The sequence below is a fragment of the Roseateles sp. genome (genome assembly GCF_036486225.1).
In the GTDB taxonomy this organism is placed as follows: domain Bacteria; phylum Pseudomonadota; class Gammaproteobacteria; order Burkholderiales; family Burkholderiaceae_C; genus Roseateles.
Map to the genome: position 1 here is coordinate 1 of NZ_DASVNZ010000006.1, position 19,550 is coordinate 19,550.

A 19,550-nucleotide genomic window follows, 5' to 3' on the forward strand; every position below is an offset into this window, starting at 1 on the left:
GATGCGCAGCGCCAGCGCGGCCGCGGCGGGCGAGACGCCCATGACGAAGAGGAGCGCCGCGACGCTCAGCGAGGCGCCCGCGGAGCAGCCCAGCAGATAGGGATCGGCGAGGGGGTTGCGGAACAGGCCCTGCGCGATGGCGCCGGCCAGCGCGAGCAGCGCGCCGGCCAGCCACGCGCCGACGGAGCGCGGGGCGCGGATGTCCCACAGGATCATGCGCATGGTGTCGCCGCCTTCGGTCCACGGGCTCCAGCCCATGCTGCCGATGGCCAGGCCCAAGGCGAGCAGGACAGCGCCGAGCAGCAGCAGCGCCGTCAGTTGCGCCGCGGTCTTGGCGGAGAGCAGGGAGGAGGCGCGCATCAGCGCATGCCCCCGGGCGGCGCGTTGAAGGGCACCGTCGGCAGCGGCACGGGACCCGCCGCCGCCTCGCGCAGGCAGCGCGCCATCAGCGCGGCCGCCTCCGACATGCGCGGACCGGGACGCACGAGCACGTCGGACTCCGACGGGATCCAGACGCACAGGCGCTGGTTCTTCACCGCGCGGATCGCGGGCCAGCCCGGGCGCTGCGTCAATCCCGCGGCGTTGCGCTGGCCGACCATGATGACCTGCGGGTCGGCGCGGACGATGAATTCAGGATTGAGCTTGGGGAAGGGGCCCAGCTCGGCCGGGATGATGTTCTTCGCGCCGAGCCGGGTCAGGATCTCGCCCATGAAGGACGCGGTGCCCGCGCCGTAGGGGCCGGCATCGACCTCGTAATAGACGCTCAGGCCGCGCGCGCCGGGCGGCAGTGTCGCGGCACTCTGCGCGATGTGGCCGTCGATGCGGTTCCACAGGCGGCGCGCATCGTCCTCCTTGCCGAGGATCTGCCCCATCTTGCCCAGCACGCGCTGGACGTCGTTCATGCTCTTGGGCTCCAGCGCGACGACCTTCAGACCCAGGCCCTCCAGCCGGTCGATGACGCGGGCGGAGACGCCGAGGACGACGACGTCGGGCTTGAGCGCGACCAGCGCCTCGATGCCGGTGTCGTCGAGCCCGCCCAGCCGCGGCAGCTTCTGCACGCTCACCGGGAAGTTGGAGAAACGGTCCACGCCGACGACCTTCGCGCAGTCGCCGAGCTCGCAGATGGTCTCGGTCAGCGAGGGCAGCAGACTGACGATGCGGCGCGGGACGTCCGGCAGCGTCACGGTGTGGCCGCGGTCGTCCTTCAACGAGATCGGCGCGGCGACGGCGCTCGTCGCGAAGGTCGCGGTGGCAGCGAACGCGCCCAGCAGTGCGCCACCGACGGCGACCTTGATCACCCCTTGCTTCCAGCGTTCCATCGACATCATCCGTTGTTCTCCTCGTTCGCTTCGTTCGCCGCATCGGCCGCGCGGGGGGTGTCGTCCAGGGCCTCGACCGCCCGGGTCCACGGCTGCCCCGCGACCATCAAGGTGAGCTCGCCGCACTGGCGCGCGACGAGCTGGTTGAGCCATCCGAGTTCGTCCACATACGCGCGCACCTCGCGCCCCATCGGCATCACGCCCCAGCCGACCTCGTTGGAGACGAAGACCACCGGCGAGGCCAGTTGCGGCAGCAGGCGCTGCAGATCGGCGCATTCGCCGCGCCAGTCCTCGAGACACGGCGCGCCGTCCATCGGCATCAGCCAGTTCGTCAGCCACAGCGTCAGGCAGTCGACGACCACCAGGCGGTGTGGCGAGGACGCGGCACGCAAGGCCTCGCACAGGCGCAGCGGTGCCTCGACGGTGTCGAAGCCCGCGGGCCGGTCGGCGCGATGGCGGGCGATGCGGTCGCGCATCTCGTCGTCATGGGCCTCGGCCGTCGCGACGACGGTGACGCGATGCCCCGGCGTGCGCGCCCAGCGCAGCGCGAGGCGCTCCGCGTGACGCGACTTGCCGCTGCGCTGGCCGCCGACGATCAGGTGATGAGCGGACATCCGGGATCTCCAGGGATTGTCGAAGTGTTGACCTTACCGCCTGGGCCCGCAGCTTCGGATCACAGCGAGGGCGAGTAACGCAGCGAGACGAACCAGGTGCGCGGCGCCTGCTGGTAGAAGTTGGCCGTCTGGTAGTCGCGGTTGAACGCGTTGTCGACGTTCAGCTGCAGGCGCCAGTCCTTCGCGAAGGCGTACTGCGCGTCCAGGTTGAGCAGGCCGTAGCCGCCCAGCCGGGTCTTGTTGGCCGCGTCGTCGAAACGTTGGCCGGAACCGACCACGCTGGCGCCCAGGGTCCAGGCCTGCAGCGTCGTTTCCGCGCGCAGCGTGCCGAAGCGCTTGGCGCGGCGTTGCAGCTGGCGGCCGCTGTTGGCGTCGGTGGGGTCCAGGAAGTCGGCCGTGGCGCTCAGGTTGACCGGACCCAGCTGCGCGCCGCCCTTCAGGCTGGTGCCCTTGAGCAGGGCCCGCGCGACGTTGCTGTAGCAGCCGGTCGTCGAGCGGCAGCTGCCGGCCGCGCCGAAGGCGATCAGGTCGGTGACGCGGTTGTGGAAGGTCGTGACCGCGAAGTCGAAGTCGCCCTGCGCCCAGGCCAGGCCGGCTTCGCGGTTCTGCGCGCGCTCGGGGCGGAGTTCCGCCACGCCGGCCTTCGTCGTGTCAGGACCGTAGACGCTGCCGCGCTGGTACAGCGTGGGCGCGCGGAAGGCGTTGCCGGCCGAGGCCGTGACGCGCCAGCCGCCGCCGAGCTTGAAGCCGGCCGCGAGACTGCCGGTGTCGATGCCGCCGAACTCGCTGTCGTCGTCATGCCGGCCGTGCGCCTGCAGGCTGAAGGCGCCCAGCGTGCCGAGGTAGCTCAGGCCGACCGCGTTCTGGTCGCGCGTGCCCTTGCCGCCGCCGACGAGGTCGGTGTTGACCAGGCGATCCTCGCGACGCTCCAGCAGGCCGTTGAGCTGGTGCTGCTCGTTGATCCGGTAGAAGCCCTGCAGCGAGGCGCTGCGGATGCGCGTCTTCGTCAGGTAGGGCGAGCTGGGCTTGGTCTCGTAGTTCTCTTCCGACTGGCCCGCCGACAGCTGGGTCGAGAGCGCCGAGGACCAGGTGGAGTTCAGGCTCAGCTTGCCCGCGAGCGTCTCGGTGACGCCGCGGTCGTCGGCGTTCTTGCCGGCGTCGTAGCCGGCGTTGCTGCGGCTCTTCAGGCCGAGGAACTCGAGGCGCTGGCCTTCGGCCACGCGACCGCCCAGGCGCAGGCTGCCGCTGTAGTTGCGCCAGCCGTCGGCGTCGAGGTTGTAGCTCTTGGCCGTCGTGTTCAGGTAGGCGTTGAAGCCGGTGCCACGGTCGAGCGCGAGCGAGCCGGCGTAGTCGAAGTCCGCCGAGCCGCCGCTGATGCCGACGTCGGCCTTGACCTGGCCGAGGTTGCCGCCGCCGATGCCGAGGTCCAGCTGCGTGCGGCCCGCGCCCTTGCGGGTGAAGATCTGCACCACGCCGCCGATCGCGTCGGAGCCGTAGAGCGCGCTGGCGGGGCCCTTGAGGACCTCGATGCGCTCGATCTGCGAGACCGGCAGGTTCTGCCAGCTGGCGCCGCCGGAGGACTGGCCGTCCACGCGCACGCCGTCGATGAGGACCACGGTGTGGCGGGTCTCGGCGCCGCGCACGAAGACCGAGGTCGTGTTGCCTGGTCCGCCGTTGCTGCTCATCTGCAGGCCGGCGACGTTGCGCAGCAGCGTGGCGATGTTGCCGAAGCCCTGGCGCTCGATGGTGTCGCGGTTGATGACGGTGAGGTCGGCCGCAACGTCGGACAGCTTCATCGGGCTGCGCGTGCCGGTGACGGTGACTTCGTCGAGCCGGCTGGCGGAGGCGGTCGACTGCGCGGACGCGGCCGGAGAGAACGCGACGAGCGTCGACAGGGCGGCGGCCATCGGGGTGAGGACGGGCAGCGAGCGGGCACGGGCGCGCGCGCGCGAAATGAACGGAAGCATGAGGAGCGGACCAACGACGGAGTTCAGACGCCTGCTCACCCGCAGGGCCTCTGAGAAACGGCGTCGCCGGCTCGTCGTCGAGTCGTCCTGGTGAGCACTGGGCACTCACGAAGGACGGACGCGATCGGCTGGAGACGCCACCTGTTGGCCGGTATCCGGGCTGGTGGCCGCTGCCTGTGTCCTTCCCAGCGCGAGCGCGCCAGTGGACGTGGGGACAGGCAGTGCCGGCTGCCGCCCGGTGTTCCTGGTTCAGGATCCCGGGCGTGCGACCGGCGGCCACTTACCGTTGCGGGGACAGCTCAGGTTGGTTCGCGCATCGGGGATGCGTCCGCTTCCTGATTCCCGTTTAACTGCACGGACGCAATGTCCGCACGAGCACCAACGGCGCGCATTCTAGCGAGGTGCGGACGTCGTGGCGCCGGCATCCGTCGTGGGCCGGGGCTGCAGTGCGCCGTCAGGCGTCTTCGAAGGCGCGGGCACCTTGGGTTTCTTCTTCGGCGGCTTCTTCGGATCCTTGGGCTTGGGCTTCTTGGGATCCGCCGGCTTCGCGGGCTTGGTCGCGCGCTGCGCCGGCAGACGGCCGTCGATGCCGACCGCCTTGGACGGGGCCTTCGCCGCCTGGCGTTCACGTTCCTTCTCGCGCGCGGCCAGGCCGCTGGTCTCGGCGGCCGTGCGCTTGCGCGCGGCCTCGGCCTCCTTGGGATCGACCTTGTCCTTCGGCAGCTCGGCGCTGCGGCCCTGGCCGTCGGGGCAGGGCGTCTCGCGCAAGTCGTGACCCTCCGGGCCGCACCGGTAATAGCCGAGCGTGCGCTCCTGAGGGCGCTCCTGCTGCGTTCGCTCCGGCGTCGATGCGGGTTTGGGCGGGTCCTGGCGGTCCTGCGCGTGCGCCGCGCCAAACATGAGGACCAGAACAGCAGTCGTCAGGATCAGGGCGGCGCGCGCAGGCATGTCAGTCTCCGGAGGTCGGGGGTGGGGCAGGAGGAATCGTGGGGGCAGGTGTTGCCGTGCCAGCAACCGGGGCGCCAGCCGTCGGCGCGGCGCCGTCGGCGCCGGGCTTGGGCGGCAGATGGGCCGGTCTGGGCGGCTTGGGCCGCGGCGGCTTGGCGTGCAGCAGCGCCACGGCCTTGGACATGTCGCCGCCGGTCATCAGCTTGAAGGCCTCGAGCGACTTGCCGATGCTGTCCTCGACCGCCTGCCGTTCCGCCAGCGGCGGCTTGCGCAGCACGTAGCCGGCGACCTCGTCCTTGTGGCCCGGATGACCGATGCCCAGGCGCAGGCGCCAGAAGTTGCCGCTGCCCAACTGGGCCTGCATGTCCTTCAGCCCGTTGTGGCCGGCGTTGCCACCGCCCTGCTTGAGCTTGTGCTCGCCGGGCGCGATCTCGAGCTCGTCATGGATGGCGAGGATCTCCTCCGGCGCGATCTTGAAGAAGCGCGCCAGCGCCGCCACCGACTTGCCGGAGAGGTTCATGTAGGTCATCGGCTGCAGCAGCCAGATGGGACCCGGCGCGCCCGGCGCGTCGTTCACGCGGGCGACCAGACCGAAGTACTTCGTGTCCAGCTGCGGCGAGGCCTTCAGGCCGCGTGCCAGCGCATCGATCCACCAGAACCCCGCGTTGTGGCGGGTGTCCTCGTATTCAGGGCCGGGATTGCCCAGGCCGACAAAGAGACGAATCATGGGGCGCGATTATCAGTGTCGAGCGGAAAAGCAGAAGGCCCCGCAAGCGGGGCCTTCTTCAGAGGGATTGCCCCGCGAGCGGGGACCTCCTTCAAGGGGGAGATGCCACCCTTAAGGGGGCTCTCCAGACAACGGACGCGATCCTCGTCAGGCGCGCGTCCGGAGACGAAGAAATTACTTCTTCTTCTTCTTCTTGTCGTCGACCGGGGCGGCTGCCACGACGATGACTTCTTCCGCCGCGGCCGGGACCGGGGTGGCGACCACTGGGTTCGGCTTGCCGTGCGTGACGATCTTGATGTGATCGGCCAGCTTCAGGTCGTTCACGTGGATCGAGTGACCCATCGTCAGACCGCTCAGGTCGACTTCGATGAACTCGGGCAGCTGTTGCGCCAGGCAGGTGATTTCCAGCTGGGTCAGCACGTGGTTCACGGTGCCCTTGTCAGTCTTGACGGCCGGCGACTCGGCTTCACCGACGAAGTGCAGCGGCACCTTCTTGGTGATCTTGGTCGTGGCGTCGACGCGCTGGAAGTCCACGTGCAGCACTTGCTGCTTGTACGGGTGCATCTGGAAGTCACGCAGCAGCACTTGCGTGGTCTTGCCGTCCACTTCCATGTCGAGGATGGAGCTGTGGAAAGCTTCCTTCTTCATGGCGTGGAACAGCGCGTTGTGATCCAGCTCGATGACGGCCGGCTCGCCAGCACCGTAAACGATGCCCGGAACCTTGCCAGCGTGACGCAGGCGGCGGCTCGCTCCGGTCCCCTGCAGCTTGCGCTCAAAAGCGACGAATTTCATATCAATCTCCAAAATGGACGGAGCGCCAGGATTGACGCTCCGGATGAAGGCCCCGCGACCAGGCGCCTTCGCGACACAGCCGCTGACCTTGCGGACAGCGGCCGGAACTCAGGATGCGATCAGAAGTTGTTGTTCTGTTCGCTGAAGAGGGAAGTCACCGACTCGCCGTCCGAAATGCGGCGGATGGTCTCGGCGAACAGGAAGGCGACCGACAGCTGGCGGATCTTGCCGCAGGCCTTGGCCGTCTCCGACAGCGGAATCGTGTTGGTGATGACGACCTCGTCCAGCATCGAACCGGCGATGCGCTCGATCGCCGGGCCCGACAGGATGGGGTGGGTGCAGTAGGCGAAGACGCTTCTGGCGCCGCGTTCCTTCAGCACTTCCGCCGCCTTCACCAGCGTGCCGGCCGTGTCGATCATGTCGTCCATGATCACGCAGTTGCGGCCGTCGATCTCGCCGATGACGTGCATGACTTCGGAGACGTTGGCCGACGGACGGCGCTTGTCGATGATCGCCAGGTCGCAGCCCAGCTGCTTGGCCAGCGCACGGGCGCGCACCACGCCGCCGACGTCGGGGCTGACCACCACCAGGTCGCTGTAGTTGCGGGCCTTCAGGTCCGACAGCAGCACCGGGGAGGCGTAGATGTTGTCGACCGGGATGTCGAAGAAGCCCTGGATCTGGTCCGCGTGCAGGTCCATCGTCAGGACGCGCTCGACGCCGACGGTCTCCAGCAGGTTGGCCACGACCTTGGCCGAGATCGGCACGCGCGTCGACCGCGGACGGCGATCCTGACGCGCATAACCGAAGTAGGGGATCACGGCGGTGATGCGGCGCGCGCTGGCGCGCTTCATCGCATCGACCATGATCAGCAGCTCCATCAGGTTCTCGTTCGTCGGCGCGCAGGTGGGCTGGACGATGAACACGTCGCGGGCGCGGACGTTCTGCTGGATTTCAACAGCCACCTCGCCGTCGGAGAACCGACCGACCACGGCCTTGCCGAGCTCGAGGCCCAGATGCGTGGCGATTTCTTTGGAGAGGGTCGGGTTTGCGTTACCCGTGAAGAGGACGGTATTGAGCAGCACAGCGGGCCATCCTTAGACTTATGGCCCGGTGGCCAACCCAGCGGGTCCCGGATTGAAACTGAAAATTTGGCAGGGGAGGAAGGACTCGAACCCTCGCATGTCGGAATCAAAATCCGATGCCTTGACCAACTTGGCGACTCCCCTACACCGGACACTGTTCGTGGAACAGCACCCTACAACCTTCAATCTTCGGCCCAGCCCTGCAAAGGGTGAACCGACAGACTGCGACACATTTTTCCGACCCAACCTTCGGGGAGTTTTTCGAACTCACCTTCCGGTGTCGCCTTGAGATTGCTCTCAGGGCCGGAAACTGCATCTATCTTTTCCGCTGCTGTCTGCATTGCATTCAGCGAGGGTCGAACTATAGCAAAAACTGCACTGCCTGAACCTGTCATACGAGAATTTTCGTAGCGGCTCTGCAACCATTCAAGCGCCTTCGATACTTCGTGGCTGGCAGCTTCGGCGGGAGGTTGCAGATCATTTCTGCCCCATCCTTCAAACAACTGCTGAACGAGTATTTCCGACGTTTGGTGATCGCGGGCAATATTGCCTTTGCGTCCACCCCAGCTATTGACTTCGTTACTCGGAGATTCTGTTTCCAGAACCTCTTCGCTGCGTCCGTCGTTCGCTGCAGGAAAGCCCGCTACTATAGCCACGCTTTCAGACCTTTGCAACAGCGGGCTGGAAAAAATGTCTTTGGTGGCGATGCTCGCCCCCGGCTTGACCACCGCGAGCCGCAGCTCCGGCACCTCGATCGGGGTCAGCACCTCGCCGATGCCTTCGACGAAGGCGTTGCGACCGCCGACGAAGAAGGGCACGTCCGCGCCCAGCTGCAGCGCGATCGGCAGCAGCCGCTCACGCGACCAGTTCAAGCCCCACAGCCGGTTCAGCGCCAGCAGCGTGCTGGCCGCGTCCGACGAGCCCCCGCCCATGCCTGCGCCCGAAGGCAGCCGCTTCTCGATGTGGATGTCCGCGCCGAACGCGCTGCCGCTGGCCTGCCGCAGCGCGCGTGCGGCGCGCAGGCAGAGGTCGTCCTCCGGCAGCGCGTCGCCGCGGTCATGGCGATGCAGCGCGCCGTCGTCGCGACGCTCGAAGTGCAGCGTGTCCGCCCAGTCGATCAGCACGAACAGCGACTGCAGCAGGTGATAGCCGTCGGGCCGCTTGCCCACCACGTGCAGGAAGAGGTTGAGCTTGGCCGGCGCCGGCACGTCGTAGAGCGCCTTGAGCGCCGGGCTCGGCGCCGCGGAGGGAGAGGAAGTCATGACAGCGGAATTCAGGGTGACGTCGGCGCGTCGAGTTTCAGGCGCAGGGTTGCCAGCGGTTCGGGCCCGTTCGGATTCATCCGCTGGGCGGAGATCAACTGGACGTCGAAGCGACGCAGGTCGACCTGCCAGCCGAGCTGCTGGAAGCCCGACTCCCCGGAGGGGCGCGACGGCGCCTGCGGCCACGGCCGCCCGCGCAGCCAGTCGAAGAGGGCCTGCAGCGGCAGCGTCTCGCCGAGCAGCTCCTGCGTCAGCGCGTCGATGTCGTCGTAGGCCCGGTCGCCGTCGGGGGTCTTCACCCAGGCCGAGCCGGGCTGCCACGACACGCGCGCCACCAGGCTGCCCAGGGCGGTGCTCATCTCGAGCTGGCCGCGGCGCGGATCGCCGAGCAGCTCGAAGTTGGCGTTGACGTTCTGCCCGCGCGGCTGGCCGCCGGCGCCGGCGGGCACGATGAGTCCGAACTTGCCGGTCAGCCGCGGCGCGGCGGCGAGCGCGGCGGCATCGGTCCCCGCCGCCTTGGGCAGCGAACTGCATCCGGCCAGCGAGGCCGTGCCGAGCACGGCGAGCGCGCCCGCGCTGAACTGCCGCCGCCGCATCAGGGGCGGACCTGCAGGCGTTGCATCGCCGCTTGCAGCGCCTCGTTGCCGGGATCGCGGCGCTTGGCGTCGGCGAAGATGCGGCGCGCCTCGTCCTGCTGGCCGGCGGCCCAGAGCACCTCGCCCAGATGGGCGCCGATCTCGGGATCCGGGCGCGAGCCGTAGGCCTGGCGCAGCAGCCGCTCGGCCTCGCCGAGGCGGCCGAGTCTGAACTCCACCCAGCCCATGCTGTCGACGATGAAGGGCTCGCCCGGGGCGAAGCTCAGCGCCTTCGAGATCAGGTCGCGCGCCTCCTGCAGCCGCTCGTTGCGATCGGCCAGCGAGTAGCCCAGCGCGTTGTACGCGTGGTAGTGCTGCGGCTTGAGCTGGATCACCTTCTGCAGCAGCGTTTCCATCTCCTGCGCGCGGCCCAGCTTCTCGGCCATCATGGACTGTTCGTAGATCAGGTCGGCGTCCTCGGGCGCCTGCGTGATCGCCTGGCCGAGCAGGTCATAGGCGGCCTGCCACTGCTTGTTGTCGCGCAGCAGCTGCGACTCGGCCAGCGTGCGGGCGCGGCGGTCCTGCTCGCGGTCGGCGGGCAGCTGGTGCAGCAGCTTGCGGCCTTCCTCGAGCTTGCCCTGGCGCGCCAGCAGCGACGCACGGCGGTAGGCGATGTCGAGGTTGCCCGGCGCCGCGTCGATCGCGGCCAGGCGCTTCTCGGCGGTCTGGAAGTCGCCGCGCATCTCCGCGGCCTGGGCCAGCAACAACTGACCCTGCTGCTTCGCTTCCCGGTCGGCCTTGTCCAGGCCGGCGGCGGCGATGGCGCGTTCGGCCAGCGGCGAGACGCCGGGCCGCTCGACCAGCTTCATGTAGCGCTGCAGCGCCGCCTCGGCGACGTCGGGATGCTGCAGGTCCAGCTCCAGCGAACCCAGCGCCAGCCAGTGGCCGGGCTCGTCGGGCGACTGCTGCGTCAACGTGCGGAACTCGCGCGCCGCGTCGCCGGGACGCTGGGCACGGGCCAGCGCGCGGGCGTAGGCCAGGCGCAGCGACTGCCGGTCGGGCTTGGCCTGCAGCTCCGCGGTGATCAGCGCCTCGGCCTCGGGGCGGTGCGGCAGCAGCTCCAGCGCCAGCAGCAGCGGCTCCTCGCGTTCCGGGAAGTCCTTGGCGGCGGCGCGGACGTGGATCAGCGCGGTCTCGTAGCGCTCGGCCTTCTTGGCGAACTCGGCCAGCACCAGCAGCGAGGCGAAGCGGGTCTCGGGCTTCGCGGCCGTCTCGCGCAGCATCGGCTCGAAGGCTTCCTGGATGCGCACCGGTTCCGGCGTGCGCTGGAACAGCGCGGGCAGCGCCGCGATCAGCGCGCCGCGGCCGTCGGCGGGCGTCATCGCCATCAGCGAGCGCAGCACCGGCGGGATCTCGGCCGGCCGGTTCAGCAGCGCGAGCAGCTGGATCTGCGTGCGGTGCGCCTCCAGCGAGGTCGGGATCGCCTCGCGCCAGGCGCGGGCGGCGATCACGGCCTGGTCGCCGGCGCGCGACTGCAGCGCGATCTGGACGACGCGGCGGAAGAGTTCCTCATCGCCGCTGCGGCGGGCGGCGTCGAGCAGCACCTGGAAGGCGACGCCGGGTTCGCCGCCCTGGAGTTCCATCTCGCCGATCAGCAGCTGATAGAACATCGGTGCGTCGAGGTCGGAATTGACCACGGGCGCGGAGGCCGCGGAGGCGGGCGCGTCGGCGGCGGCAGGCGGCGCCTCCGTGGGCGGGGAGGTCTGGGCGTTGGCGGCGCAGCTCAGGGCGAGGGCGGCGGAGAGCCACCAGCGGTGGCGCACAAGGGCGGGCATGTCGTGACTCCTGAACTGGGCGGGAAGGGCTCGCGGGGCAAACCGTGGGCCTCGGACCATTCTAGGGACCCTGGAACGAGGCCGCGCCTATGATCCCGGGATGCCCGAGTTACCGGAAGTTGAAGTTACACGACGAAGTTTTGCGCCGGCCATCGCCGGGGCGCGCGTGCTGGACGTGCGGCTGGGGAAACCGCTGCGCTGGCCGCTGGGCGTCGCGGCCGAACGGCTGGTCGGCCGCCGCGTCGGCGAGGCCTTGCGGCGGGGCAAGTACATCTGGCTGCCGCTGCTGCCGACGGGCGAACAACCTGGCCATGCCGACGAGGAAGACGGCGGCCTGCTGTTGCACCTGGGCATGTCGGGCTCGCTGGCGTTCCGCGAGCAGCAGCCACCGGCGGGACCGCACGATCATTTCGAACTCGTCACCGATCGCGGCGTGCTGCGGCTGACCGATCCACGGCGTTTCGGCGCGGTGGTGTGGTCGGACGGACTGGACGTCGAACCGGCCGCCAAGCTGCTGTCGCGCATCGGGCGGGAACCTTTCGATATCGAGTTCGACGGCGCTTATCTGCACGAAGGCTTCCGTGGCCGTCGCGTCGCGGTGAAGCAGGCGATTCTGGCGGGCGACGTGGTCGTCGGCGCGGGCAACATCTATGCGTGCGAGGCGCTGTTCATGGCGGGCGTCGACCCGCGCGCGGCGGCGGGCAAGCTCAGCAAGCCGCGTGCGGCGAAGCTGGCGGGCGCGCTGCGGCAGGTGCTGGGCGAGGCGCTGGAAGCCGGCGGCAGCACGCTGCGCGACTTCAAGGACGCGCACGGCGTGGCGGGCAGCTTCCAGATGCAGGCGCGGGTCTATGGCCGCGAGGGCGAGCCATGCCGCGCCTGCGGCACCAAGATCCGGCGCATCGTGCAGGGACAGCGGTCGACCTTCTTCTGTCCGAGCTGCCAGAAGCGATGAATCCCGATCCGCGAGCCGATTTGCCAGCCTTGAGAGACCTGACCCCGCCGATGACCGATGACGAACTGAGCGCCCGCGTCGAGGCGGTGCGCGGCGACTTCGCGCCACGGCTGCTGGCCTGGCAGCGCCGGGACGGCCGGCACGACCTGCCCTGGCAGAACACGCGCGATCCGTACCGGGTGTGGCTGTCCGAGATCATGCTGCAGTAGACGCAGGTGACGACGGTGCTGGGCTACTACCGGCGCTTCCTGGAGCGCTTCCCGGATGTGGCCGCGCTGGCGGCCGCGCCCAACGACGAGGTGATGGCCGCCTGGGCGGGCCTGGGCTACTACAGCCGCGCGCGCAACCTGCACAAGTGCGCGCAGGCGGTGGTGGAGCGCCACGGCGGCGCGTTCCCGCGCAGCGCGGCGGTGCTGGCGGAGCTGCCCGGCATCGGCCGCTCGACGGCGTCGGCGATCTCGTCGTTCTGCTTCGATGAACGCGTCGCGATCCTGGACGGGAACGTCAAGCGCGTGCTGGGCCGGCTGCTGGCCTTCGATGGCGACCTGGCCTCGTCGGCGCAGGAGAAGCGGCTGTGGCGCCAGGCGGAGGCGCTGCTGCCGGTCTCGCCGGAGGACATGCCGGCCTACACGCAAGGGATGATGGACCTGGGCGCGAGCCTGTGCGCGACGCGCAGTCCGCAGTGCCTGCTGTGCCCCGTGTCCTCGCTCTGCGCGGGGCTCGCGGAGGGCGATCCCACGCGCTACCCGATCAAGACGAAGAAGCTCAAGCGCGGCCAGCGGGAGAACTGGTGGCTGTGGCTGGAGCACGAGGGCCGCATCTGGCTGCAGCAGCGTCCGGCCGAGGGCGTCTGGGGAGGTTTGTGGACCTTGCCGCTCTTCGACGACGAGGCCGCACTGACGGCCCAGAGCGCGGCGCTGGGGGTCGCGGCGCCGGAGACGTTGCCGCGGGTCAAGCACGTGCTGACGCACTTCGACTGGCTGCTGCATCCGCGGCGCGCGCTGCTGCCGCGCGAGACCCGGCCCGCGGGCGAAGGCGTCTGGGTCGCGCGCGAGCGGCTGGCGGAGTACGCGCTGCCGGCGCCGTTGAAGAAGCTGCTGGACTGACTGTCGGGCATGCGAGGCGACCGGGTTCCGCCGGTGGGCGCGGGGCCTCGCTCCCGGTATGCTCGGGCGATTGCGTGATCGCACTAACGATTAGCGAACGAAAAGCGGTCCGCGCAGGTCTCAACCCCATTCAGGGACACCATGTCGAACGACGTCAAGCCGGGCCGCGCCGCGGCCATCAAGAGCGCACTGGAATCGGCCTTCATCGCGCTGCTGGCCAGCGGCGTGTGCCTGTGGTTCCTGATCAGCGAGACCCAGGCGTCCGACGACGGTGATCCGGCCAAGCTGACGATGCTGGCGATCGGCTTGTCTGCGGGACTCTGCGCGCATTTCGTCTACATGGCCATCGCGGCCAAGCGCGCGGAGCGCAACGCCACGCTGTGGGTGATCCTGATGGTGGTGCTGATGCCGTTCACCTCGGTGGTGCTGGGCATCCTGCTGTTCAACCAGGTGCAGGAGTTGGAGCAGCAGGCGCGGGAAAACGGCGGCGCGGGCAGCACGGCCTGAGACCGTCTTGCTCCCTCTCCCGCTTGCGGGAGAGAGGGGGTGAGGGCAAGTGGCCGCGGCGGTCAACGGGCCGAGCAGGCTGAGCGCGCTCAGCGCGCGTCCAGCTCCCGATGCCGCTTCAGCACCTGCCCGTGGAAGGCGAACTGCTTGGCCAGCGTCTCCACGAGGTACACCGAGCGATGCTGCCCGCCGGTGCAGCCGATGGCGACGGTGAGGTAGCTGCGCTGGTCCTGCGCAAAGTTCGGCAGCCACTGCGCGATGAAGGCGCCGATCTGGCTGAGCATCAAGCGGACCTCGGGCTGGACTTCGAGGTAGGACGCGACCGGTTCGTCGCGGCCGGTGAGCGGACGCAGTTCGCGGTCGTAGTACGGATTGGGCAGCACGCGCACGTCGAAGACGAAGTCCGCGTCGCTGGGCACGCCGTGCTTGAACGCGAAGGACTCGAACACCAGCGTCAGCGAGGACCCGCTGACATGCACCAGGTCGCGCAGCCAGCCGCGCAGCTGCGCGGGGCGGAGCTGGCTGCTGTCGATGACGGTGGACTCCATGCGCAGCGGCGTCAGCAGCTCGCGCTCGAGCGCGATCGCCTCCTGCAGCGCGCGGTGCGTGTCCGCGTCCGTGTTGCCCACGCGCAGCGGGTGCGGGCGGCGGGTCTCGGAGAAGCGGCGCAGCAGCGTGTCGTCGTCGGCGTCCAGGAAGATGGCGCGCAGCGAGACGCCTTCCTGGCGCATTTCCTTGATGTGCAGCAGCAGCTGCGGCAGCGAGCCGGCGCTGCGCACGTCCACCGCGATCGCGACACGGCGCCAGCCGCGCTGGCGTTCGAGGTCGAGGAACTGCGGCAGCAGTTCGGGCGGCAGGTTGTCGACGCAGAAGAAGCCGGCGTCTTCGAGCGCGTGCATCGCGATCGACTTGCCGCCGCCGGACATGCCGGTGACGAGCACGACCTCGCCGCGCGGGGAGGTGGCGGAGGGGGTGGCTTGCGTGGGAGGCACGGGAGCGGTGTTGGGGGCGCTCACGGCTTCACCTTTCTGTTGGGGGAGGCGTTGGAGGAGGCATTGGGCGACTTGCCGGCCGTGGCGCCGACGGGCGCGCCCTTGGCGGACAGCTCCAGCATTTCCTGCGCATGGGCGAGCGAGGTCGACGACAGCCGTTCGCCGCCGAGCATGCGGGCGATCTCGGCGGTGCGGGCCTCCCCGGCGATGGGGCGGACGTCGGAGTTGGTCTTGCCGTCCTTGAGCGCCTTGGCGACGAGGAAGTGGTGGTCGGCGCAGGCGGCGACCTGCGGCAGGTGGGTAACGGCGAGGACCTGCGCGCGCTGGCCGAGCTGCTTCATCAGCCGGCCGACGGTTTCCGCGACGGCGCCGCCGACGCCGGCGTCGATCTCATCGAAGATCAGCGTGCCGGCGCCGCTGTTCTGCTGGCTGGTCGTGACGGCGATGGCCAGCGCGATGCGCGACAGTTCACCGCCGGAGGCGACCTTGGCCAGCGGCCGCGGCGTGGAGCCCGCGTGGCCGGCGACGAGGAACTCGGCGGACTCCAGACCGAAGCTCTGCGGCTCGTCCTGCGGCAGCAGCGCGACCTCGAAGCGGCCGCCGGACATGCCGAGTTGCTGCATCGCCTGCGAGACGGCATCGGACAGCGTCGGCGCCGCCTTGGCGCGCGCGGTGCTGACGGTCTTGGCTTCTTTCTGGTACCGCTTCAGCGCGGCGGCCTGCTTGGCCTGCAGCGCGTCGAGGTCGGTGGCGGCGTCGAGCTGCGCGAGCTCGGCCTTCCATTCGACCAGCAGTGCGGCCATCTCGGCTGGCTGGCGGCGGTAGCGGCGTGCGAGCGTGACCCAGGCGGACACGCGCTCGTCGAGCTGCTGCAGCCGGTCGGGGTCGAGGTCCGCGGCATTCAGGTAGGAACTCAGGCTGTGCGCCGCGTCCTGCAACTGCGCCTGCGCGCCGAGCAGCGCGGTGACGGTGTCCTGCAGGCCGGCGTCGTAGCTGAGCACGTCCTGCAGCGCGGAGAGCGCTTCATCGGTGAGCGCCTCGGCGTTGATCTCGGCCTCGGCGATGCGTTCGAGCGCGCCGCGGGCGGCGTCCATCAGCGACTGCGCGTGCGACAGACGCTGGTGCTCCGCGTTCAGCTCGTCCCACTCATCGGCGCCGGGCGCGAGGCGGCCGAGCTCGCCGATCTGCCAGCTCAGGCGCTCATGCTCCCGGGCGAGGTCGGCCTGCTTGGACTGCGCGGCGGCGAGCGCCTCGGTGGCCTGACGCCAGTCGGAGAAGGCGGCGGCCATGGGCTTGCCGTCGATCTGGGCGAAGTCGTCGAGCAGCGCGCGCACGCTGACCGGGCGGGTCAGGCCTTGCCAGGCGTGCTGGCCGTGGATGTCGAGCAGGTGTTCGGCGAGTTCTCGCAGCTGGGCGACGGTGGCGGTGCCGCCGTTGATCCACGCGCGGCTCTTGCCTTGGGCGTCGATGACGCGGCGCAGGAGCAGGGATTCTTCGGACCCGTTGACGCCGGTTTCGAAGCCGGCTTCCTCGAGCCAGGGGGCGAGGAGGGCGGGGCGGTCGAATTCGGCGGAGATTTCGGCGCGGGAGGCGCCTTCGCGGACGACGGCGGCGTCGCCGCGGGAGCCGAGGGCGAGCTGGAGGGCGTCGATGAGGATGGACTTGCCGGCGCCGGTTTCACCGGTGAGGGCGGAGAAGCCGGCGGCGAAGTCCAGCTCGAGCGCCGGGACGATGACGAAGTCCTTGAGTTCGAGGCGGCGCAGCATCAGGTGTTGCCTTCGTTCCAGCGGAGTTTGCGGCGCAGGGTGGCGTAGTAGGACCAGCCGCGGGGGTGGAGGAAGGGGGCGCGGTGCTGGGAGCGGCGCACGGTGATGCAGTCGCCGTGGAGCAGGGAGGCGAGGGATTGCATGTCGAAGTTCACCGACGCGTCGCGGCCGGCGACGATGGTGAGGCGGACCTCGCCGTTGTCGGGCAGCACGATGGGGCGGTTGGAGAGGGCGTGGGAGGCGATGGGCAGCAGGACCCAGCCGCCGATGCCGGGGTGGAGGATGGGGCCGCCGGCGGACAGCGCGTAGGCGGTGGAGCCGGTGGGGGTGCCGACGATGACGCCGTCGGCGCGCATGTTGGCGACGAACTCGTCGCCGACGTCCACGCGCAGCTCGACCATGGCGGCGGTGGCGCCGCGGGAGACGACGACGTCGTTGAGGGCGACGCCGGAGAAGATCTGCTCGCCGTCGCGGATCACGGCGCCTTCGAGGAGGGAGCGGTGCTCGATCTCGAAGTCGCCGGCGAGGATGGGGAGCAGGGCGTCCTTGAACTGGTCGGCGGAGATGTCGGTGATGAAGCCGAGGCGTCCCTGGTTGATGCCGACGAGGGGGAGGTTGTAGCGGGCGACCTGGCGGGCGAAGCCGAGCATGGTGCCGTCGCCGCCGACGACGATGGCCAGGTCGCACTGGGCGCCGAGTTCGGCGTGGGAGAGGCCGGGCAGGGCGGTGATGCCGGTGCTGTCGGCGGTTTCCTGTTCAAGGGAAACATCCAATCCCTGGGAGGCGACAAAATCGGCAATCTCTTCCAGGATGGGCCGGATGCCCCGGGACTGGGGTTTTCCGACGATGGCCACGTGGCGGAAGCGCTTGGACATGGCGGGAATTACACCACAGCGATGTGCTGGGACCGGGGGTGCGCAGGGGGTGTGGCGCCGGGTTCTTTAGAATGAAAAACATGCTCGACGATCGCGCGAAGACACTGCTGAAGGCTCTGGTGGAGCGGTACATCGCGGATGGATCGCCGGTGGGGTCGCGCACGCTGTCGAAGGCGTCGGGGCTGGAGCTGAGTCCGGCGACGATCCGCAACGTGATGGCGGACCTGGAGGAGCTGGGTCTGATCGCCAGTCCGCACACCAGCGCGGGGCGGATTCCGACGGCGCGGGGGTACCGGCTGTTCGTGGACACCTTGCTGACGGCCAAGCCGGGCGGGTTGCGGGAGGGGGCGGGCTCGTTCGAGAGCCAGTTGTTGCCTGACCAACCGCAGAAGGTGATTGCCAACGCGGCGCAGCTGCTGAGCAGCCTGTCGAGTTTCGTGGGGGTGGTGACGTCGCCGCGCAAGACGGCGGTGTTCCACCACATCGAGTTCCTCCGGTTGGGGGATCGACGGGTGCTGGTGATCATGGTGTCGCCGGGCGGGGATGTGCAGAACCGGCTGGTGTTCACGGCGCAAGACCTGACCCAGTCGGACCTGACGGAGGCGAGCAACCGGCTGAACGCGCACTACGCGGGGCTGAGCCTGGATGTGGTGCGGGACCGGTTGAGGTCGGAGGTGGATCAGCTGCGCGGGGAGATCGCCAAGCTGATGAGCGCGGCGGTGGACGTCGGGCAGCAGGGGGTGACGGAGCACGAACCGATGATCCTCTCGGGGGAGAGGAACCTGCTGACGGTGCAGGATTTCAGCCACGACATGGGGAGCCTGCGGCGGATGTTCGACATGTTCGAGCAGAAGACGCAGCTGATGCGGCTGCTGGATGTGTCGGAGCGCGCGGAAGGCGTGCGGATCTACATCGGCGGGGAGAGCCAGGTGGTGCCGGTGGAGGAGCTGTCGATCGTGTCGGCGCCGTATGAGGTGGACGGGGAGGTGGTCGGGACGCTGGGCGTCATCGGCCCGACCCGGATGGCCTACGACCGCATGATCGAGATCGTCGACATCACGTCGAGGATGGTGAGCAACGCGTTGTCTCAAAAATGAGCATGCTCAGGTTCGGTTAAACATGCTTAGGTCCATGGGTAGAATCCGCGCCTCCGGTGCAACGCCGGATCGCAATGCCGCTAGGCATCGCACATGCGCAGATTCCCTAGGGGCCGTTAGCTCAGTTGGTTAGAGCAGAGGACTCATAATCCTTTGGTCACAGGTTCAAGTCCTGTACGGCCTACCACTTCTTGTTTTCTCTCCGTTGAGTACACAGTTGCCGCACCAGACCGATTTTAGGTCTGGGCGAATTGATTCACGGACATGGAATCAGGCGGAGGCTGAATTAAAGTATTCTCAGTTTCCAGGAGAGCTCATGGTCGAACCGATCCTGAGGTGGGCAGGTAGTAAAAAGAAGCTCTTGCCAATTCTCGAGCAGGCTACGCCAAAAACGTTCAGTCGATATATAGAGCCCTTTGTTGGTTCGGCGGTTAATTTTCTCCGCCTTAGCCCAAAGCGCGCCCTGTTGGCAGATCTCAATTCTGATCTGATGGGAACCTATCTTGCGGTTCGCAACCATCCCCGAGCGGTCTGGAATCGGGTCGCCGCGATGAGCAAAGAGCCTGAGTTTTATTATTCTTTGCGCGCGATTGATGCATCAACTTTAAATGCTCTTGATCGCGCGGCAAGATTTATATATCTGAATCGTTTTTGCTTTAATGGCGTTTATCGGACGAATCGACAGGGATTTTTCAATGTGCCGCGCGGTAGCGGTGACTTGTATGTTCCGGAATATAGGGTATTTCTGAACTTCTCTCGAAGTCTGCAAGCGACGGAATTGTGGTGTGGCGACTTCGAGTCAATAGTGTCGAAAGCGCGAAAAGAGGACTTTCTATATCTTGATCCTCCTTATGCGCTCGGCACAAAACGTGATCGCGGAGAATATGGGAGTGGGTCGTTCAAGGATATTGATGAAAGTCGACTCGCTGGCGTCTTGGAAATGGCTGCGAGCAGAGGGGCTAAAGTGCTTCTTTCCTACTCCCCTTCGCCATTTCTTTTGCATCGATTAAAAGGATGGAATGTGCATCCTATCGCGGTCAATAGGAGCGTCGCCGGTTTTGCAAGCTCTCGAAGGATGGCCCAGGAAGTGCTGATGTCGAATTATTCGTGGACTGCTCGCTAAGTTGCGCCTGA

General features: G+C 68.4%; 18 protein-coding genes, 2 tRNA genes, 1 pseudogene and 1 riboswitch. Of the genes and pseudogenes, 6 read left to right on the forward strand and 15 right to left on the reverse strand.

The window, feature by feature from the left end:
- The 12 genes from VF536_RS00305 to VF536_RS00360 all read right to left on the reverse strand — a co-directional run.
- A partial coding sequence (locus VF536_RS00305; RefSeq protein WP_331612758.1) for an iron chelate uptake ABC transporter family permease subunit occupies nt 1-360 on the reverse strand: 360 nt, incomplete at its 3' end.
- A complete protein-coding gene (locus VF536_RS00310) occupies nt 360-1,319 on the reverse strand; it encodes an ABC transporter substrate-binding protein (RefSeq protein WP_331612759.1) in 960 nt (319 codons plus the stop codon). The genes VF536_RS00305 and VF536_RS00310, both read right to left, overlap by 1 nt.
- 5 nt (nt 1,320-1,324) lie before the next feature.
- The gene (cobU, locus tag VF536_RS00315; RefSeq protein ID WP_331612760.1) at nt 1,325-1,933 is read right to left on the reverse strand and encodes a bifunctional adenosylcobinamide kinase/adenosylcobinamide-phosphate guanylyltransferase; all 609 of its coding nucleotides are present in this window, start codon (nt 1,931-1,933) and stop codon (nt 1,325-1,327) included.
- 59 nt (nt 1,934-1,992) lie between these two features.
- Nucleotides 1,993-3,900: a TonB-dependent receptor domain-containing protein gene (locus VF536_RS00320; RefSeq protein ID WP_331612761.1), complete on the reverse strand. Its 1,908-nt coding sequence runs from the start codon at nt 3,898-3,900 to the stop codon at nt 1,993-1,995.
- Between the two features lie 129 nt (nt 3,901-4,029).
- A riboswitch (cobalamin riboswitch) is annotated at nt 4,030-4,298 on the reverse strand.
- Complete coding sequence (locus VF536_RS00325) at nt 4,294-4,848, reverse strand: hypothetical protein (protein WP_331612762.1); 555 nt, start codon at nt 4,846-4,848, stop codon at nt 4,294-4,296. It overlaps the preceding riboswitch by 5 nt.
- A gap of 1 nt (nt 4,849) precedes the next feature.
- A complete protein-coding gene (gene pth, locus VF536_RS00330) occupies nt 4,850-5,575 on the reverse strand; it encodes an aminoacyl-tRNA hydrolase (RefSeq protein ID WP_331612763.1) in 726 nt (241 codons plus the stop codon).
- A gap of 174 nt (nt 5,576-5,749) precedes the next feature.
- The gene (locus VF536_RS00335) at nt 5,750-6,367 is read right to left on the reverse strand and encodes a 50S ribosomal protein L25/general stress protein Ctc (protein WP_331612764.1); all 618 of its coding nucleotides are present in this window, start codon (nt 6,365-6,367) and stop codon (nt 5,750-5,752) included.
- A 119-nt stretch (nt 6,368-6,486) separates the two neighbouring features.
- The gene (locus VF536_RS00340) at nt 6,487-7,449 is read right to left on the reverse strand and encodes a ribose-phosphate pyrophosphokinase (RefSeq protein ID WP_088408386.1); all 963 of its coding nucleotides are present in this window, start codon (nt 7,447-7,449) and stop codon (nt 6,487-6,489) included.
- 67 nt (nt 7,450-7,516) lie between these two features.
- Nucleotides 7,517-7,593, reverse strand: a tRNA-Gln gene (locus VF536_RS00345).
- 38 nt (nt 7,594-7,631) lie between these two features.
- Complete coding sequence (ispE, locus tag VF536_RS00350) at nt 7,632-8,711, reverse strand: 4-(cytidine 5'-diphospho)-2-C-methyl-D-erythritol kinase (protein ID WP_331612765.1); 1,080 nt, start codon at nt 8,709-8,711, stop codon at nt 7,632-7,634.
- Between the two features lie 11 nt (nt 8,712-8,722).
- Nucleotides 8,723-9,307 (reverse strand): outer membrane lipoprotein LolB, encoded by a 585-nt coding sequence (locus VF536_RS00355; RefSeq protein ID WP_331612766.1) that lies wholly within the window; start codon nt 9,305-9,307, stop codon nt 8,723-8,725.
- A complete protein-coding gene (locus VF536_RS00360; protein ID WP_331612767.1) occupies nt 9,307-11,121 on the reverse strand; it encodes a tetratricopeptide repeat protein in 1,815 nt (604 codons plus the stop codon). The genes VF536_RS00355 and VF536_RS00360 overlap by 1 nt, the downstream gene beginning before the upstream one ends.
- 100 nt (nt 11,122-11,221) lie before the next feature.
- Here VF536_RS00360 and mutM point away from each other — a divergent pair, with 100 nt between their 5' ends.
- The 3 genes and pseudogenes from mutM (at nt 11,222) to VF536_RS00375 (ending at nt 13,686) form a co-directional block, all read left to right on the forward strand.
- Complete coding sequence (gene mutM, locus VF536_RS00365) at nt 11,222-12,073, forward strand: bifunctional DNA-formamidopyrimidine glycosylase/DNA-(apurinic or apyrimidinic site) lyase (RefSeq protein ID WP_331612768.1); 852 nt, start codon at nt 11,222-11,224, stop codon at nt 12,071-12,073.
- Nucleotides 12,074-12,123: 50 nt separating this feature from the next.
- Nucleotides 12,124-13,179 (forward strand): annotated as a pseudogene (gene mutY / locus VF536_RS00370) (A/G-specific adenine glycosylase).
- Between the two features lie 141 nt (nt 13,180-13,320).
- Nucleotides 13,321-13,686, forward strand: coding sequence for a hypothetical protein (locus VF536_RS00375; RefSeq protein WP_331612769.1), 366 nt, complete (start codon nt 13,321-13,323; stop codon nt 13,684-13,686).
- Nucleotides 13,687-13,775: 89 nt separating this feature from the next.
- Here VF536_RS00375 and rapZ read toward each other — a convergent pair whose 3' ends face one another.
- Genes rapZ through VF536_RS00390 form a run of 3 tightly spaced genes read right to left on the reverse strand, consistent with a single transcriptional unit; the run spans nt 13,776 to nt 17,319 of the window.
- Nucleotides 13,776-14,678, reverse strand: coding sequence for an RNase adapter RapZ (gene rapZ / locus VF536_RS00380; protein ID WP_331612809.1), 903 nt, complete (start codon nt 14,676-14,678; stop codon nt 13,776-13,778).
- A 20-nt stretch (nt 14,679-14,698) separates the two neighbouring features.
- Complete coding sequence (gene recN / locus VF536_RS00385) at nt 14,699-16,444, reverse strand: DNA repair protein RecN (RefSeq protein ID WP_331612770.1); 1,746 nt, start codon at nt 16,442-16,444, stop codon at nt 14,699-14,701.
- Nucleotides 16,444-17,319, reverse strand: a complete 876-nt coding sequence (locus tag VF536_RS00390) for an NAD kinase (protein WP_331612772.1) — start codon at nt 17,317-17,319, stop codon at nt 16,444-16,446. The genes recN and VF536_RS00390 overlap by 1 nt, the downstream gene beginning before the upstream one ends.
- 80 nt (nt 17,320-17,399) lie before the next feature.
- Here VF536_RS00390 and hrcA point away from each other — a divergent pair, with 80 nt between their 5' ends.
- The 3 genes from hrcA (at nt 17,400) to VF536_RS00405 (ending at nt 19,539) form a co-directional block, all read left to right on the forward strand.
- Nucleotides 17,400-18,416: a heat-inducible transcriptional repressor HrcA gene (hrcA, locus tag VF536_RS00395; RefSeq protein WP_331612773.1), complete on the forward strand. Its 1,017-nt coding sequence runs from the start codon at nt 17,400-17,402 to the stop codon at nt 18,414-18,416.
- Between the two features lie 110 nt (nt 18,417-18,526).
- Nucleotides 18,527-18,603, forward strand: a tRNA-Ile gene (locus tag VF536_RS00400).
- 129 nt (nt 18,604-18,732) lie between these two features.
- Entirely contained in the window at nt 18,733-19,539 is an 807-nt protein-coding gene (locus tag VF536_RS00405; RefSeq protein ID WP_331612774.1) for a Dam family site-specific DNA-(adenine-N6)-methyltransferase, read from the forward strand.
- Nucleotides 19,540-19,550 lie beyond the last annotated feature (11 nt).